Genomic DNA, 17,396 nt, shown 5'->3' on the forward strand with positions numbered 1-17,396 from the left:
ACCGGTCGGGATCACGGCCCGGTCAGTCCGCGGGACCCTGTCCATCCGCGTCCCGCGGGTAGCGGCGCGGCGTCCAGACGATCTGCCGGCCGTCTCCCCGCCGGACCCAGCGGGTCTGCGAGGACCCCACGATCAGGATCGTCCGCATGTCCACCTCCAGCGGATCGAGGTCGGCCAGCCGCACCGTGCGCACGCTCTCCGACGGGCCGCCCACATCGCGGCCCAGCACGACGGGCGTGTCGGGGGAGCGGTGTTCGAGGAGCAGGTCGCGGGCCTTGCCGACCTGCCACGTGCGGCTGCGGGAGCCGGGGTTGTACAACGCCATGACCAGGTCGGCCGCCGCTGCCGCGCGCAGCCGCTCGGCGATGACCTCCCACGGCTTGAGCCGGTCCGAGAGCGAGATCGTGGCGTAGTCGTGGCCGAGCGGCGCCCCCGCGCGGGCGGCGGCGGCGTTGGCCGCGGTCACTCCGGGCAGCACGCGCACCGGGATGCCGGAGTAGGCGTCCTGCGAGGCGGCCTCCAGGACGGCCGTGGCCATCGCGAAGACCCCGGGGTCGCCACCGGACACCACGGCGACGCGGTGCCCCCGGCGTGCGAGGTCGAGGGCGAACTCCGCGCGCTCGGACTCCACCTTGTTGTCGGAGCCGTGCCGCTGCTGGCCGGGACGGACCGGCACCCGGTCCAGATAGGTGGTGTAGCCGACCACGTCGTCGGCGGCGGCGAGGGCGCCCCGCGTCTCGGGGGTCAGCCACAGCGGTCCGGCCGGTCCGGTGCCGACCACGACGACCTCGCCGGAGCCCGGGGCCCGCTCGGGGCGGGGCGCGTCGATCCGGCTGGGCAGCACCGCGACCGCGAAGTAGGGCACGGAGTCCGCGTCGGTGTCCGCCAGGTCCCCGGTCCGCTCGCCCGCCATGGTGGCGCGCTCGACGTACCGCGCCTCGGCGAGCCGCCCGGACGCCTCGAACGCGCGCCGCACCGCGGGGAACGTCCGGCCCAGCTTCATCACGACCGCCGAGTCCGTGGCCGCCAGACGCGCCGTCAGCTCCTCCTCGGGCAGGGTGCCGGGCAGGATCGTCAGCACCTCCTCGGCCTCGACGAGCGGGGTGCCGAGCCGGGCGGCGGCGGCGCTGACCGAGGTGACACCGGGGATGACCTCGGTGTCGTAGCGGTCGGCGAGACGCTTGTGCATGTGCTGGTACGAGCCGTAGAAGAGGGGGTCGCCCTCCGCGAGCACGGCGACGGTGCGTCCCGCGTCCAGGTGCGCCGCGAGCCGGGCGGCGGCCTGCTCGTAGAACTCGTCGAGCGCGCCCCGGTAGCCGCCGGGGTGGTCCGTGGTCTCCGTCGTGACCGGGTAGACCAGGGCTTCCTCGATGTGGTCGGCGCGGATGTGCTGCGCCGCGATCGAGCGGGCGATGGAGCGGCCGTGCCGGGCCGAGTGGTAGGCCACGACGTCGGCCTCGCCGATGATCTGCACGGCTCGCACGGTCATCAGCGCCGGGTCGCCCGGGCCGAGCCCGACGCCGTACAGCCGTCCGGTGCCTGCGGTCCCCTGCTGCTCGGGCATGCTCACTCCTCCTCGCTGGCGATGGCGTTCACCGCGGCGGCCGCGATGGCGCTGCCGCCGCGCCTGCCCCGCACGACGAGGTGTTCGAGCCCGGACGGGTGGGCGGCGAGGGCGTCCTTCGACTCGGCCGCGCCGATGAAGCCGACCGGCACGCCGATGACGGCGGCGGGGCGCGGGGCGCCCTCCTCGATCATCTCCAGCAGGCGGAAGAGCGCGGTGGGGGCATTGCCGACGGCGACGACGGCCCCTTCCATCCGGTCCCGCCAGAGTTCAAGGGCGGCGGCGCTGCGGGTGGTGCCGAGCTTCGCGGCGAGCGCGGGGACGGCCGGGTCGGACAGGGTGCAGACGACCTCGTTGTCCGCGGGCAGCCGCTTGCGGGTGACGCCGCTGGCGACCATGGCGACGTCGCACAGGATGGGCGCGCCGGACCTGAGGGCGGCGCGCGCGTCGGCCACGGCGTTCGGCGAGAAGGCGAGATCGCGTACGAGGTCGACCATGCCGCAGGCGTGGATCATGCGGACGGCGACCTGGCTCACGTCGGCGGGCAGCCCGGCCAGATCCGCCTCCGCGCGGATGGTGGCGAAGGACTGGCGGTAGATCGCCGGTCCGTCCTTCTCGTACTGGTGCACAGTGCTGTCGCTTTCTTCTTCTACGTCTTCTGCGGGGAACGGGGTGGGTCGAACGGGGTTGACACGAAATGGTGGTGATGCGCCGTCAGCCGCCGGAGCCCCGGGCCGAGGCCACGGCGGCGGCCAGCGCGGCCGGGTCGTCCCGGACCGTCACCGGCCCGTCGGCCCGGTCCCCCCGCACGTGGGAGATCCGGTGTCCGTCCGGGGTGGCGACCACGTCGATCCACTCGCCGCGCGGGTGGCCGCACCGGCGTGCGCAGCCCGACCAGTACACCGGGAGCCGTCCGGGCGGTCCCACGGCGGCCCCCGCCTGGGCCCGCACGTCGGCCAGCGACTTCGCGCAGCCGGGCCGCCCGATGCAGGCGCCCACCCCGGCCCACGGAGAGCCGGGTCCAGTGATCAGGCCCGCCTCGGCGAGGGTGCCCGCCAGGGCGTCCGCCGCGCCGGGCGCGACGCCGGTGACGACCACTCCGCGCCACGGCGTGAGCCTCATCCCCCCGGCGCCGGAAAGCAGTTGCCACTGGGTCAGGTCCAGCCGCCCGAGCGGTACGCCGACGGACAGCGCGGTCGCGCGCGGGCCGCCCGGGACCGGGCCCGGCTCGGGGGAGCGGGCTTCGAGGGGCCGGGGGTGGCGGCCGGGCGAGGTGGTGACGCCGGCCTGCCCCAGACGTCGTACGACCTCGTCGGGCAGTGCGGCCTTCGCGTCGTCCGGCAGGTCCGCGACCCGCCAGGCGCCGGTGCCGTCGGCCGCGTCCAGGAACGCCCCGGCGGCGGCGAGCAGGGCGCGGGGCCCTTCGGCGGCCGGGAGGCGGAAGACGGTGTCGGCGGACCCGACGCGCAGTGCGGCGCCGGCGCCGAGGCCGATCAGGGTGAGATCCGCGCCGAGGGCGTCGACATCGCCCCGGCCGTCGTCGAGGGCGAACAGGAAGCGCCCGGAGAGGCGCGTGGCACGGTCGCTCCCGCAGAGGAGGCGGTCCAGCTCCGCCAGCCAGGGGCCGACGTCGGCGGCCCCGCCGCCGTCAAGCCCGGACAGCGGGGAGGCGACCACGTTGCGTACGCGTTCGTGGCGCTCCGAGGGAAGCAGCGCGGCCGCGTCCAGGAGCCCGGCCAGCTCCGCGCCGCAGCCGGGGGTGAGCCCGCGCAGCTGGACGTTCCCGCGCGAGGTGAGATGCAGCTCACCGTCGCCGAGACGCCCGGCGGCCTTTCCCAGGGCCCATGCCTGTCGGGGTGTCAGCACCCCGCCGGGTATCCGGATCCGCGCCAGCGCACCGTCGTCCGCCCGGTGCAGACGCAGGGCTCCGGGGCAGGCGTCATCACTGCTCCGGGCACGCGCGTCGCCCGGCGAACGGGGCGTAAGGGGGGAGGCGGACATGGCGGCGAGCATACCCACCGTGACCGGGGCGGGTCCCTGCCGTCACTGTGACCTACGGGACACCCGCCGCGGCCCCGGCCGGGGTGGGGGCCGTCTGGTCAGCACCCCCCACCCGCCGCCTACTATGCCTAGCGGCGGTCCGTCGGGTCCGCCATCGCCAGACGGCGACAGGGGAGGAAGCCCGGTGTGATTCCGGCGCGGTCCCGCCACTGTGAGCCCGGCCCACCGGCCGTGCGAGTCAGGAACTCCCTTCCCGAACCCCCGGTCTCCGTGCCGGGCAGGGGAGACCCGACGACACTGCCCGGGGCGTGGACACCCCGAGGAAGGGCCGACGCCGCATGATCCTGCTCCTGTCGACGTCCGACACCGACCTGCTGAGCGCGCGCGCCTCGCAGGGACCGGTCAGCTACCGCTACGCCAACCCTTCCCGGCTGGCCCCGGACGGACTTCCGCAGCTGCTGGAGGGCGCCGACCTCGTCGTCGTACGCCTCCTCGGCGGTGTGCGTGCCTGGCAGGAGGGCCTGGACGAGGTGCTGGCGACCGGCCGCCCCGTCGTCGTGCTGACAGGTGAACAGGCCCCCGACGCCCAGCTGATGGCCGCGTCGACCGTGCCCATCGGCATCGCCGCCGAAGCGCACGCCTACCTCGCGCACGGCGGCCCCGCCAACCTGGAACAGCTGGCCCGGTTCCTCTCCGACACCGTGCTGCTCACCGGCCACGGCTTCGAGCCGCCCGCCCCGGCCCCCGCGTGGGGCCCGCTGGAGCGGACGGCCAGGGACGTCACCGGCCCGACGGTCGCGGTGCTCTACTACCGCGCCCACCACATGAGCGGGAACACCGGCTTCGTCGACGCGCTGTGCACGGCCGTGGAGGACGCGGGCGCCCGCCCCCTCCCGCTGTACGTCGCCTCGCTGCGCACCCCGGAGCCCGAGCTCATCGACACCCTCCGGGCCGCCGACGCCATCGTCACCACGGTCCTCGCGGCGGGCGGCACCAAGCCGGCCACCGCGTCGGCGGGCGGTGACGACGAGTCCTGGGACGCGGGCGCCCTCACCGGCCTCGACGTCCCCGTCCTCCAGGCGCTCTGCCTCACCAGCTCCCGCGCGGCCTGGGAGGAGAACGACGAGGGCGTCTCCCCGCTGGACGCGGCCACGCAGATCGCGGTGCCGGAGTTCGACGGGCGGCTGATCACGGTCCCGTTCTCCTTCAAGGAGATCGACGAGGACGGTCTGCCCGCGTACGTCGCCGACACCGAGCGCGCCGCCCGGGTCGCCGGGATCGCCGTACGGCACGCCAGGCTCCGTCACATCCCGGCCGCCGAGAAGCGGATCGCGCTCGTCCTGTCCGCCTACCCGACCAAGCACTCCCGCATCGGCAACGCCGTCGGCCTGGACACCCCCGCCAGCGCCGTGGCGCTGCTGCGCAGGCTCCGGGCGGAGGGCTACGACTTCGGTCCCGAGGAGGAGATCCCGGGGCTGGTGTCCGGCGACGGCGACGAGCTGATCTACGCGCTCATCGAGGCCGGCGGCCACGACCAGGAGTGGCTCACCGAGGAGCAGCTGGCCGCCAACCCGGTCCGCATCCCCGCCGCCGACTACCGCCGCTGGTTCGCCACGCTGCCCGCCGAACTCCGCGAGTCCGTCGAGGAGCACTGGGGCCCGGCCCCCGGCGAGATGTTCGTCGACCGCTCCCGCAACCCCGAGGGCGACATCGTGCTCGCCGCCCTGCGGCGCGGGAACCTGCTGATCCTCATCCAGCCGCCGCGCGGCTTCGGCGAGAACCCGATCGCGATCTACCACGACCCGGACCTGCCGCCCTCGCACCACTACCTCGCCGCGTACCGCTGGATCGCCGCCTCCGCCGAGGACAACGGCTTCGGCGCCGACGCGATGATCCACCTCGGCAAGCACGGCAACCTGGAGTGGCTGCCCGGCAAGAACGCCGGCCTGTCCGCCGCCTGCGGTCCCGACGCGGCGCTGGGCGACCTGCCGTTGGTCTACCCGTTCCTGGTCAACGACCCGGGCGAGGGCACCCAGGCCAAGCGCCGCGTGCACGCCACCCTCGTCGACCACCTGGTGCCGCCGATGGCCCGCGCCGACAGCTACGGCGACATCGCCCGGCTGGAACAACTCCTGGACGAGCACGCCCAGATCGCCGCGATGGACCCGGCCAAGCTGCCGGCGGTCCGCGCCCAGATCTGGACCCTCATCCAGGCCGCGAAGCTCGACCACGACCTGGGCCTGGAGGGCCGGCCCGAGGACGAGGGCTTCGACGAGTTCATCATGCATCTCGACGGCTGGCTCTGTGAGATCAAGGACGTCCAGATCCGCGACGGCCTCCACGTCCTCGGGAGCGCCCCGGCCGGCAAGGACCGCGTCAACCTGGTCCTCGCCGTGCTGCGCGCCCGGCAGATCTGGGGCGGCACCGCGTCCCTGCCCGGCCTGCGGGAGGCGCTGGGCCTCGACGAGTCGGCCGCCACCCGTACCGCCGCCGACGAGACCGAGGAGCTGGCCCGCGCGCTCGTCCAGGCGATGGACGACGCGGACTGGGACGCTGCCGCCGTCGCCGGTGTGGCCGCCGGGCACCCGCAGGCCGTCGCCGACATCCTCGGCTTCGCCGCCCGCGAGGTCGTGCCCCGCCTGGCCGCGACGACCGACGAGCTCGACCACGCGGTCCACGCGCTGAACGGCGGCTTCGTGCCCGCCGGACCGTCCGGCTCCCCGCTCCGCGGCCTGGTCAACGTCCTGCCGACCGGCCGCAACTTCTACTCCGTCGACCCGAAGGCCGTCCCCTCCCGGCTCGCCTGGGAGACCGGCCAGGCCCTCGCCGACTCGCTGCTGGAGCGCTACCGCGCCGACAACGGCGAATGGCCCACCTCGGTCGGCCTGTCCCTGTGGGGCACCAGCGCGATGCGCACCGCCGGCGACGACATCGCCGAGGCGTTCGCCCTGCTCGGCGTCCGCCCCGTCTGGGACGACGCCTCGCGCCGGGTCACGGGCCTGGAGGCGATCCCGTACGAGGAACTGGGCCGCCCGCGCATCGACGTCACCCTGCGCATCTCCGGCTTCTTCCGCGACGCGTTCCCGCACACCATCGGCCTGCTCGACGACGCCGTGCGCCTCGCGGCCTCGCTCGACGAGCCGGCCGAGCAGAACTTCGTGCGCGCCCACACCCAGGCCGACCTGGCCGAACACGGCGACGAGCGGCGCGCCACCACCCGCATCTTCGGCTCCCGGCCGGGGACGTACGGCGCCGGACTCCTCCAGCTCATCGACTCCCGCGACTGGCGCACGGACGCCGACCTCGCCGAGGTGTACACGGTGTGGGGCGGTTACGCCTACGGCCGTGAGCTGGACGGCCGTCCGGCCAGGGACGAGATGGAGACCGCGTACAAGCGGATCGCCGTGGCGGCGAAGAACACCGACACCCGCGAGCACGACATCGCGGACTCGGACGACTACTTCCAGTACCACGGCGGCATGGTCGCGACCGTACGCGCGCTGAAGGGCACCGCCCCCGAGGCGTACATCGGCGACTCGACCCGCCCGGAGACCGTCCGTACCCGCACGCTGGTCGAGGAGACGTCCCGGGTCTTCCGCGCCCGGGTGGTCAACCCCAAGTGGATCGAGGCGATGCGCCGCCACGGCTACAAGGGAGCCTTCGAGCTGGCCGCCACGGTCGACTACCTCTTCGGGTACGACGCGACGACCGGCGTGGTCGCGGACTGGATGTACGACAAGCTGACCGAGACGTACGTCCTCGACCCCACGAACCGCGCGTTCCTCCAGCAGGCCAACCCGTGGGCGCTCCACGGCATCGCCGAACGCCTTCTGGAGGCGGAGTCCCGGGGGATGTGGGAGAAGCCGGACCCTGCGGTCCTCGACGCCCTGCGGAAGGTCTTCCTGGAGACGGAAGGCGACCTGGAGGGCGAGGACTGAGGCAGGCACCCGGCCGGGCAGGGCTCCGGCCGGGTCCCCGCGGTCCTGCCTTGCCGCCCCGGCGCCCAGGGTTCACCCTGGTGGCATGGGTGATCCGGCGGACCACACGCCGATGACGGGTGTCCAGCACGCGTTCCGCCTGCTGGAGGCCGTGGCGGCGCACGAGGGCGGCGCGCCCGCGAAGCAGCTCGCGCGCGAGGCCGGGCTGCCCTTGGACGAGGCCCTGGAAGCGCTGCGGGGACTCGTCGACGACGGTTACCTCCGCAGGCTCGACGACGGCGGCCTGATCCTCAGCGACAGACTGCACGGCAACGGCTCGGGGCCCTCGGTCGACCCGGTGCGCCCGGCCCTCGCCTCGCTGCGCGACGAGGTGTCGGCCGCCTCCTACCTCACCTTCTACGAGGAGGGCGAGATCCGGATCGCCGAGATCGTCGACGGGCCGCAGACCCCGAAGGTCGACCTCTGGGTCGGGTTCGAGGACGCCGGACACGCGACGGCCCTCGGCAAGTGCGTCCTGCGTGAGCTGGACGACGAGGCGCGGGGTGACTACCTCGCGCGGCACGAACTCCCCGACCTCACCCCGCGCACGATCACCCACCGGGAGGATCTGCTGCGGCAGCTCGAATCGTCGATGTCGACGCCGGTGATGATGGACCGCGAGGAGTACGACCTGGGGACCGTGTGCATCGCGGTGCCCGTCTACCACGGCACGAAGCTAGGGTCGCTGGGCGTCTCGTTCCGGGCGGACCGCATGTACCGCACGAGGCAGGTCAGGGAGAGCCTGCTGGCCTCGGCGGAGCGCGTGAGCAGGAGCCTGTCCTTCGGCGGCGGCTGAGAGCGCCGGCGGGGCACCGCGCACCGGCTGGACGGCGTACCAGCTCTGTGGGTCGGCCCGCCGCACGGGTGCGGACCCGGGCGGCGTACCGGCTCTGTGGGTCGGCCCGCCGCACGGGTGCGGACCCGTGCGGCGGCTGCGCCCTACGTGCCGCTTCCGCCCGCCGTCAGCGCCCCGAGGTCGTCCAGCAGGCCGCGCATCAGGCGGGACATGTCGCGTTCCTCGGAGTCACCGACCCAGCGTTCGAAACCGACCTTGAACACGGCGATGCCCGCTTCGGCCGTCAGGCTCGCTGCCGCTTCCGCCACGCCGCGGTGGCGCAGGGTCTCGGCGAGGGCGGCGGACAGTGAGGCCAGCTTCATCAGCTCGCGCTCCTGGAGCTCCGCGTTCGCCATGATCACGGCCTGACGGGTGCGTGCGTACGCCCACCGGCCGGTGAACATCCCGGAGACCGCGTCGAGGCCCACCGCCAGCGCTTCGACGGGCGCCGCCGTCCGCGGGGCGTCGGCGACGGCGCCGACGAGCAGGTCCCGCAGGCCGGTGCCGTCGAACAGCACCTCCCGCTTGTCCGCGTAGTGCCGGAAGAAGGTCCGCTCGGTGAGGCCGGCCCGCTTGGCGATCTCCGCGACGGTGGTCTGCTCGAACCCGCGCTCGCTGTAGAGCTCCAGCGCCGCCCGCGCCAGGCGGCCGCGCGCGTCCGGCTCCCATCTACCCATGGGCCGATCCTACGTGATGGCAGTGCCTGACATCAGGTGTTAGCGTTGATGACAGGCACTGACATCGAGAGTTTCGAGGTTCTCCCATGCGCATCTTCGTGACCGGAGCATCCGGCTGGATCGGCTCCGCCGTCGTACCCGAACTCATCGGCGCGGGACACCGGGTGACGGGGCTCGCCCGGTCCGACGCCTCCGCCGCCGCGCTCACCGAGGCCGGGGCCGGGGTCGTCCGGGGCACCGTCGACGACCTCGACGTCCTGCGAGACGCGGCCGAGGCGTCCGACGGGGTCGTCCACCTCGCCTTCAAGCACGACATCGCCTTCAGCGGCGACTTCCAGGGTGCCGCCGAGGCGGACCGCCGTGCCGTCGACACCTTCGGTGACGCGCTCGCCGGCTCCGGAAAGCCGTTCGTCCTGGCCTCCGGGCTGGCCGGTCTCGCACCGGGACGGACGGCGACGGAGCGGGACATGCCGACGATCGACGGCTCACCGGCCGCGGTCCGCGCGGCCACCTCCCTGGCGGCGCTCGGCCTCGCCGCGCGGGGTGTCCGCTCCTCGGTGGTGAGGCTCGCCCCCACCTGCCACGGCGAAGGGGACAACGGCTTCATGGCCACCCTGGTCGGCATCGCCCGCGCCAAGGGCGTCTCCGGTCACGTCGGGGACGGTGCCAACCGCTGGCCCGCGGTCCACCGCCTCGACGCGGCACGGCTGTTCAGGCTGGCGGTGGACGAGGCGCCCGCCGGGTCGGTCCTGCACGGCGCCGCCGAGGAGGGCGTCGCGATCCGGGACATCGCCGAGGTGATCGGCCGCCACCTGGGCGTACCGGTGGTGTCCGTGGCTCCGGAGGACGCCGCGGCGCACTTCGGCTGGCTGGCCGGTTTCCTCGGTGCCGACGCGCCCGCGTCGCACGCGCTGACCGGTGAGCTGCTGGACTGGCGCCCCACCCGGCCCGGTCTCCTCGAAGACCTCGACGCGGGGCACTACTTCAAGGCCGCCGACGCCTGAGGGCTGCTGCTTCCTGCCGCGCGCCGAGCGTCCGGGTCCCGGGGGCCGGCCGCGACGGGGGTCCCGGGGGCCGGACGCGACCGGGGTCCCGGGGCGGGAAGCGGGGGCGCAACCCCCGGTGGTGGCGTGCCGGCCACCGGTCCGGGAGGCCGCGTCCTGGTGGGTCAGCGCGCCAGCCACTCGCGGTAGCGGGTCGGGGCGATGCGCGCGTCGGGTCCCGCGGTGATCGCGTCCCCCTGGACGGCGCCGAACATCCCCGCCGAGCCGTCCGTGACGACGGTGCGCTTGTCGCCCCGTGCGGCCAGCGTGATGCCGCCGAGCTCGTCGAGCGTGTACGTGTCGGCGCCCGCGATGTCGAGGGTCCCCTGAAGGGGGCGGCCCGCCGCGACCTCGGCGACGATCGCAGCCACGTCCGCGGCCGCGATGGGCTGGATCGGGGTGGCGGGCAGCCGGACGGTCTCCTCGTCCGCGCTCCAGGACATGACGGAGTCCATGAACTCGAAGAACTGCGTGGCGCGCACGATCGAGTACGGGACCCGGCCGGCCTTGAGCAGGTCCTCCTGGAGCACCTTGGCGCGGTAGTAGTCGAGCTCGGGCACCTTGTCGACGCCCACGATGGACAGCACCACCGCGTGTCCGACGCCCTGCTCCCGGGCGGCGGCGAGCAGGTTCTCCATCGTCGTCCGGAAGAAGTCGAACGAGGCCTCGTCGAAGGTGGGTGAGTTGGTCACGTTGACGACGGCGTCCACCCCCTCCAGGGCGGCCTGCAGGCCCTCCCCGCTGATGAGGTCGACGCCGGTGGACTGCGAGTGCGGCACCGCCTCGTGTCCGGCCGCCTGGAGATCCCGGACCACCTGTGAACCGATGAGTCCGGTTCCGCCGAGCACTGCGATCTTCATGTCGTACCTTCCCTGGCATGGATGAATGGGCGATATGCCGGTAATGCCCGGCTCCGCAACACTCTACGCCTCAAACTCGGATAACTCTTGTCCGAGACAATACTCGGACAAGGCTTATCCGGGTATCGGAAGGTACTGTGAAGTGGTGAAGATGTCGGGTGGAGTCGAATGGGCGTTGCACTGCTGCACCGTGCTCACGACGAGCAGCGAGCCGGTCCCCGCCGCGCGCCTGGCCGAGCTGCACGACGTGTCGGGCAGCTACCTCGCGAAGCAGCTCCAGGCCCTCGCGCGCGCGGGGCTGATCCACTCCACCCAGGGGAAGTCCGGCGGCTACGCCCTGACCCGGCCCCCGGAGACGATCACCGTCCTCGACGTCGTCCAGGCCGTGGACGGACCTGCACCCGCCTTCGTCTGCACGGAGATCAGGCAGCGAGGTCCCCTGGCGACGCCTGCGGCCGCCTGCACCACCCCCTGCGCGATCGCCCGCACGATGGGGGCGGCGGAGTCCGCGTGGCGCGCGTCGCTCGCGGCGGTCACGATCGCCGACCTCGCCCGTGACGTCGAGGCGGACTACGGTCCGCAGGCCATGGCGGGCATCGGCAACTGGCTGGCGGACAGGGACTCCTGACCCGACGGCGGGGGCGCTCCGTCCCGGAAGCGTGCACGGTGTCGTCGCAGCGCCTCACCGCCGCGGGGCCACTACGGCGGTACGTGCGCTTGGCCGGGAGCCGGCCGGCCGCATCTCCGTGAGGCGGCCGCGGGCATCACGGCGAGGCGGGCCGCGGGTATCGGCCCGGGGCGGCCTCGGAGAACTCCGAACCCGGCAGGGCCTCAGGAGGATGCGGAAGCCCGCGACCCGCCCTCCAGAGGCAGCAGTTCGGGGCGCTTCGCGCTGCGACCGTCGCCCGAGGACCGTCCGCGCAGCCGCCGCCCGATCCACGGGCCGAGGAAGCCGGCCGCCCAGCGGAGTTCCGCCCCCGCCGCGTGCAGTCGGGAGGGAAGCTCCTGGGGCGGCAGGGGCTGGGCCCAGCTCTTGTCGTCGCCGAGGAGCCCCAGGGCGTGGGCGGCCGCCGCGGCGATCCGCGCGTGGCCGAGCGGACTCGCGTGCAGGCGGTCCTCGCTCCACAGCCGGGGGTCGGTGGCCACGGGCAGCAGGGCCACGTCGGCGAGCACGACACCGTGCCGGGCCGCCGCCTCGCGGATGCGGTCGTTCATGTCGAACACCCGGGCCCGCACCGGGCGGGCGACGGGGGCGATCTTCGCCACGTCGGGGAAGGTCAGGGTCAGCACGCGCGCCCCGGATGCCGTGAGCGCGGCGAACATCTCCTCGAGCTGCCCGGCGACTCCCGCGGCGTCGAACTTCGGCCGGAGCAGGTCGTTGACACCCGCGACGACGGTGGCCAGGTCGGGGCGGAGGGCCAGCGCGGGCGCCAGCTGCTCGGCGCGCACCTGCCCGGCGACCCGTCCGCGTACGGCCAGGTTGGCGTACCGCAGGCGGGGCTCCGAAGCGCCGATGTGCTCCGCGAGCCGGTCCGCCCAGCCACGCAGCCCGGTCGCGTCGTCGCCGTCCCCGACGCCCTCGGTCTGACTGTCGCCCAGTGCGACGTACCGCAGGAACTCACCGTTCGGCACGGCTGGTCCGCCTTTCCTCGAGTGCGCCCACGGTGTGCAGGCACCAGTCCCGGTGACTCCGTTCGAAGGACAGCCCGCGCAGGCACGTCAGATACGGCCCGATGCGGTCCCCTGTACGCAGGTACTCCTCCTCGGAGGCGTCGCCGCGCAGCCGGAGGAGGACCTTTCCGAGCAGCTCGATCCTGGCCTCGGCCGCGGCGGCCCGCTCGCGCAGCTGCAGGACGACCGGTGCGGTGTCGATGTGATCGGCGGCCTGCACCTTGACGAGCAGGTCGTCCCGGATGAAGGAGGGTCTGGACGCGTCGGCGGCGAAGCGTTCCAGCTCCGCGAGACCGGCCTCGGTGACATGGAAGAGCCGCTTGTTGGGCCGGCTCTCCTGGATCACCTGGCGGCCGGCGACCAGCCCTCTCCGCTCCAGCTCGGCCAGCTCGGCATAGAGCTGCTGGGGCACGGCGTGCCAGAAGTTCGCGACGCCGACGTCGAAGGTCTTGGCCAGCTGGTACCCGCTGGACTCGCCGTCCAGGAGCGCAGCCAGCACCGCGTGCCGCAGTGCCACCGGACCTCCCACCCGCAGGGTCGTTCCCGTCATGTAGTCATCGACAAGAATAGTCAGTTTTCTGACTAGGGCAAGGGCGGGTCCGACGGCCGCGGCGTGCGAGGAGCGGCCGCCACCGCATCGGTCAGGAATCGAGAAGCGCGCGGCCGGAACCGGACTTAGCGTCGGTTCCATGACTTCCACGGCTTCCACGGCTTCCATCGCTTCCGTCTTCCTCGACGCGGCCGACCCGACCGCCGCCGCGTGCTTCTACTCCGACGCCTTCGGGCTCGAGTCCCTGGTCGGTGTCCGGGCCTCGGACACACCCGCGGAGGGCTTCCGCGGCTTCACGCTGTCGCTCACCGTGTCCCAGCCCTCGGGCGTCGACCGCCTCGTCGAAGCGGCCCTGACCGCAGGTGCGACCACGACGAAGCCCGCCACGAAATCGCTCTGGGGCTACGGCGGTGTCGTCCGGGCCCCCGACGGCGCGCTCTGGAAGATCGCGACCTCGGCGAAGAAGGACAAGGGCCCCGCCACCTCGGAGATCGACCAGGTGGTGCTCCTCCTCGGAGTCGACGACGTCGTCGCGAGCAAGAAGTTCTACGTCGGTCAGGGCTTCACGGTGGGGAAGAGCTTCGGACGCAAGTACGTGGACTTCGACACCCCCGCGAGCCCGCTCAAGCTCGGGCTCTACGGCCGCAAGGCCCTGGCCAAGGACGCCGGGGTCGCCCCCGAGGGCACGGGGCCGCACGGGATCACGATCGGTGGGGCCGGCGGGCCGTTCACCGACCCGGACGGATTCGCCTGGGAGGCGGTGCGGGCCTGAGCGGACGCGGGCCGGGGGAGGGCTGCTGGCCCCGGGGGGTCTGCGTCGAGGGCGACTCTTGAACAGGTTCGAAATCAGAGGGCGTTCGCTGTGGCCCTCCTGGTACTGTCGCCCTCTCGCGCGGGGATCGAGCGGCGGTTCCGTAAGCGCCCCCCCTGCAGCGATCATCTTGGGGAGGGGCTCCTTTCATGATTCGTCCGCTGGAAAGACGGGCCGGGCGCCGGCAGCGCGTGCTCGGCCGTATCGCTCTCACCGTCACGCTCACCGTGACCGCCGGCATCGGCACTGCTGCGGGGTCGGCTGTCGCCGACACCCCCGGCGCATCCGCCGGTCCCGTCGTCATCAGCCCGGGTGCACGCTTCGTGCCCCGCGCCACCATCATCCTGAACGCCGGTGAGACGGGATTCCTCACCGCGCAGGAGGGCGACGACCGCCTTCGATGGATCGACTACGCCACCGGTGCGACGACCGTCGCCGACCACCGGCTGTCCGAGCCGCTCACCTACGACGTGGACGATTTCCGATTCACCCGGTACCCGCCGGACTTCGGCCACGGCTCCGACACCGTCGCGGTCTACGCGGACTCCCCCGCACCGCACGTGACGCTCCAACAGCGGGCCGGCGACGGACCGGAGACCACCGTGGTGATTCCGGAGGGACAGGCGTACGTCGCGACCTACGGCGACACCGTCCTCACCCGGACCGGAGCCGAGCAGGCCGTGACCAGCCTGCACCTCCTGCACCTGGAGGACGGCGAGGTGAGGGACCGGAGACTGGAAGGCCTGCCGGAGGGGTGGGACCTCTCCGTCAGCGAGGGCGACGCCCGGTCCATCGCGGTCCGCGGCATCAAGTGGGAGGACTCCCACATGTCCCAGGGGTGGTGGGTCGTCGACCTCGCCACCGGCAGCGTGAAAACCCTGTCCACGAGGGGCGAAAGCGTTTCCTTCGACCGCGACACGATCTTCCACGTCGGCGCTCCGTCAGGAGACACCGCCCAGGTGTACCGCCGCGACGATCCGGAAGCGGAGCCGACCACCGTCGACCTGCGGGACGTGGCCTCGTACAACGACGTCGTGCGGCCCCTCGGCGACCGCTTCGTCACCGTGGCCCCTCCCAACGACGGCAACGGCGAATACCGGGGTAACCAACTCGTCCTGCGGGATGCCACGGGGAGCTGGAAGTCCCTGCTGGCCGTGGCCTCGCCCTCGGTGCACCGGACGCCCGACGGCTCGCTCCTGCTGGCAGGCGCGGAAGAGCGCACCACCTACGGCGCGCTCGACTGGGGCTACTACCTCTTCAGCCTCGCCGCGGACGGCACGGTCACCCGCAAGCGCCTGGCGGACATCGAGGACCGGGAGGCCGAACCGGCCGGCATCTCGCTGGGCAGTGGCATCCTCACCACGGCCGACGACTCGAAGCACTACGGCCCCGCCACCACCATCGGCGGTTACCGGAGCACCTGGCTGAAGACCGCCGGCCGTCCTGAGGAACTCGACTCGACGGTCGACGGCGTCGTGTCCGGCCGGGACGACGACTGCGGCAGCAGCGAGGACGCCTACTGCGTGACGATGTTCGCGAGCGGCGACGGTCACCATGGACGCAAAGCCTCGACCGAACAGGACGCCACCGTGCTCTACCGGAACGGTGCAGCTCCATGGGGCCCGCAAGTGACCTCCGGGCTCGGCAGCCCGCAACTCGTGGACCTTTCCGGCCGCTTCGGCGTCGTGAACCAGGGCTGGGGCGGGCAGCAGGCTGTCCTCCACTTCAAGGACTCCACCACCGGGAACGTAGTTCTGAAGCGGGACCCGGTGGCAACCTCGGTCTGGGGCGACACACTGTGGAGCGCCGTCGGCCGGTGGGACAACACCAGTTCCGGCGTGTCGACCCGGGTGGAGGCGAAGAACCTGTCGACGGGCGCTGCCGGTGCGTCGTTCGACGCGGGCTGCGTCCCCAGCGACCTGCAAGCCGTGGGCCGCTGGGTGTACTGGCGGTGCAGCGACTACTGGCACGCCTTCAAGGGCGCAGGCGTCTACGACCTGCAGTCCAGGACGTCCCTCGGACTCGGGCCCGACGAGACACTGCTCGGCGACGGCTACCTGGTCCACCGCTCGGACGCCGCGGGCCTCACCCTCCTCGACCTGCACAACGGTCTCCCGGCCGGCGGCAAGGAGGCGGATCTGCCCCAGCGCCTGGTGGCCACCGCCGCCGAGCTCGGCAACCGGACCGTTCGCCGTTCCGGGTGGACCGTCGACCGATTCGGCGGGCACGTCGCCTACACGGGCGCGGACCGTCGGGTGCGGGTCGTCCCGTCCGGCGTACCTGCCTCCCAGATCGCCGTCATCGACTCCGACACGCCCGCACTGGACATCAAGGCGGGTCCCTGGAAACCGCGTTGGTGGCTCTCGAAGCCGGCGGGGTCGTGGGTGCTGACTCTGGTGGACAAGGCGACCGGGCAGACCGTACGGACACTGTCCGGCGGAGAGGCCCGAGGGCAGGTGGCACCGTCGTGGGACGGCAAGGACGCGACCGGGAGGTATGTCCCGAACGGGGCCTACTCCTGGACCCTGACCGCGAAGCCCGCGGACGGCGTCAAGTCGGACGCCTCCACCCTTGGGACGGTGGCGGTGACCGGCGGTGCCGCTGTGCGGCGTGACTACGTGGGCGAGGACGGGTACCCGGACCTGTACGCCCGCGGTACCGACGGATCCCTGCTCGTCTACCAGGGCAATGCCTCAGGGACGGTGTCGGCGAAGACTGCCGGCGGTACCTGGCCCACCACCTCGGCCCTCGTCCCCTTCGGCGATGCCGTCGGCGACGGCGCCAACGACACCCTGGTCGCGGACAAGGACGGCTTCCTGTACCGCTATTCCCCTGAGCGCGGCATGGCCGTCACTCCGGAAGCCCCGTACACGAAGATCGGCAGCGGCTGGGCGGCCTTCGACGGTTTGACCTACTCGGGCGACCTCACCAACGACCGGATCCCGGATCTGGTGGCCCGGCAGACCGCGACCGGTGACCTGTACCTGTTCGCGGGGACCGGCGCCGGGGGCTTCACGCGCACCGGCCGGATCGGCACCAGTTGGAAGAGCCTCACCATCGTCGGCGCGGGTGACCTCAACGGTGACGGACACGCGGACCTCGTCGCCCGCACCACGAACGGCGACCTCTACCGCTACTACGGGACCGGCACGGGGACCATCTCGTCCGGCACGAAGATCGGCTCTGGCTGGGGCGGCATGGCCGACTTCGTCGGCATCGGCGACCTCACCGGCGACGGCAAGGACGACATTCTCGGCCGCACCACGACCGGTGACCTGTACCGGTATGCCGGCAACGGCACCGGTGGCATCGGCTCCGGTGCCAAGATCGGCACCGGTTGGAAGAGTTTCGCCAGCGTCCGCTAGGCGTTCTGCCAACGGAGGGCGGGTGCGGTGACAGTGATCACC

The 17,396-nt window shown here is 73.1% G+C and carries 13 protein-coding genes and 1 riboswitch; of the genes, 6 read left to right on the top strand and 7 right to left on the bottom strand.

Going from position 1 to position 17,396, the window contains the following annotated elements:
• Positions 1-22: 22 nt before the first annotated feature.
• The 3 genes from OHT61_RS16905 to cobG all read right to left on the bottom strand — a co-directional run bounded on the left by OHT61_RS16905 (position 23) and on the right by cobG (position 3,577).
• Positions 23-1,564: a precorrin-2 C(20)-methyltransferase gene (locus OHT61_RS16905; RefSeq protein WP_329039335.1), complete on the bottom strand. Its 1,542-nt coding sequence runs from the start codon at positions 1,562-1,564 to the stop codon at positions 23-25.
• 2 nt (positions 1,565-1,566) lie between these two features.
• Complete coding sequence (locus OHT61_RS16910; RefSeq protein ID WP_329039337.1) at positions 1,567-2,193, bottom strand: precorrin-8X methylmutase; 627 nt, start codon at positions 2,191-2,193, stop codon at positions 1,567-1,569.
• An 85-nt stretch (positions 2,194-2,278) separates the two neighbouring features.
• A complete protein-coding gene (gene cobG, locus OHT61_RS16915) occupies positions 2,279-3,577 on the bottom strand; it encodes a precorrin-3B synthase (protein WP_329039340.1) in 1,299 nt (432 codons plus the stop codon).
• A 161-nt stretch (positions 3,578-3,738) separates the two neighbouring features.
• A riboswitch (cobalamin riboswitch) is annotated at positions 3,739-3,813 on the top strand.
• Between the two features lie 90 nt (positions 3,814-3,903).
• On the opposite strand from cobG, the gene cobN reads away from it, so the two are divergent.
• Positions 3,904-7,503: a cobaltochelatase subunit CobN gene (cobN, locus tag OHT61_RS16920; RefSeq protein ID WP_329043291.1), complete on the top strand. Its 3,600-nt coding sequence runs from the start codon at positions 3,904-3,906 to the stop codon at positions 7,501-7,503.
• An 85-nt stretch (positions 7,504-7,588) separates the two neighbouring features.
• Entirely contained in the window at positions 7,589-8,338 is a 750-nt protein-coding gene (locus OHT61_RS16925) for an IclR family transcriptional regulator (RefSeq protein ID WP_329039341.1), read from the top strand.
• Positions 8,339-8,481: 143 nt separating this feature from the next.
• Here the strand turns inward: OHT61_RS16925 and OHT61_RS16930 are convergent, their stop codons facing one another.
• Positions 8,482-9,054: a TetR family transcriptional regulator gene (locus OHT61_RS16930; RefSeq protein ID WP_329039343.1), complete on the bottom strand. Its 573-nt coding sequence runs from the start codon at positions 9,052-9,054 to the stop codon at positions 8,482-8,484.
• Between the two features lie 86 nt (positions 9,055-9,140).
• Between OHT61_RS16930 and OHT61_RS16935 the strand changes: the two genes are divergently transcribed.
• Positions 9,141-10,058 carry an SDR family oxidoreductase gene (locus tag OHT61_RS16935; RefSeq protein ID WP_329039344.1) on the top strand — a complete coding sequence of 306 codons (918 nt, stop codon included), beginning with the start codon at positions 9,141-9,143 and terminating at the stop codon, positions 10,056-10,058.
• Between the two features lie 164 nt (positions 10,059-10,222).
• On the opposite strand, the gene OHT61_RS16940 is transcribed toward OHT61_RS16935, so the two are convergent.
• The gene (locus OHT61_RS16940) at positions 10,223-10,957 is read right to left on the bottom strand and encodes an SDR family oxidoreductase (protein WP_329039346.1); all 735 of its coding nucleotides are present in this window, start codon (positions 10,955-10,957) and stop codon (positions 10,223-10,225) included.
• A gap of 151 nt (positions 10,958-11,108) precedes the next feature.
• Here OHT61_RS16940 and OHT61_RS16945 point away from each other — a divergent pair, with 151 nt between their 5' ends.
• Positions 11,109-11,585 (top strand): RrF2 family transcriptional regulator, encoded by a 477-nt coding sequence (locus OHT61_RS16945; protein ID WP_329043292.1) that lies wholly within the window; start codon positions 11,109-11,111, stop codon positions 11,583-11,585.
• Positions 11,586-11,788: 203 nt separating this feature from the next.
• Here the strand turns inward: OHT61_RS16945 and OHT61_RS16950 are convergent, their stop codons facing one another.
• Positions 11,789-12,589, bottom strand: coding sequence for an SGNH/GDSL hydrolase family protein (locus tag OHT61_RS16950; protein WP_329039348.1), 801 nt, complete (start codon positions 12,587-12,589; stop codon positions 11,789-11,791).
• Positions 12,576-13,145 (bottom strand): PadR family transcriptional regulator, encoded by a 570-nt coding sequence (locus OHT61_RS16955; protein WP_329043294.1) that lies wholly within the window; start codon positions 13,143-13,145, stop codon positions 12,576-12,578. The genes OHT61_RS16950 and OHT61_RS16955 overlap by 14 nt, the downstream gene beginning before the upstream one ends.
• A gap of 172 nt (positions 13,146-13,317) precedes the next feature.
• Between OHT61_RS16955 and OHT61_RS16960 the strand changes: the two genes are divergently transcribed.
• Positions 13,318-13,950 (top strand): glyoxalase, encoded by a 633-nt coding sequence (locus OHT61_RS16960; protein WP_329039350.1) that lies wholly within the window; start codon positions 13,318-13,320, stop codon positions 13,948-13,950.
• Positions 13,951-14,138: 188 nt separating this feature from the next.
• Complete coding sequence (locus tag OHT61_RS16965) at positions 14,139-17,354, top strand: FG-GAP-like repeat-containing protein (RefSeq protein WP_329039351.1); 3,216 nt, start codon at positions 14,139-14,141, stop codon at positions 17,352-17,354.
• Positions 17,355-17,396 lie beyond the last annotated feature (42 nt).

It is taken from the genome of Streptomyces sp. NBC_00178 (assembly GCF_036206005.1).
Taxonomy (GTDB): domain Bacteria; phylum Actinomycetota; class Actinomycetes; order Streptomycetales; family Streptomycetaceae; genus Streptomyces.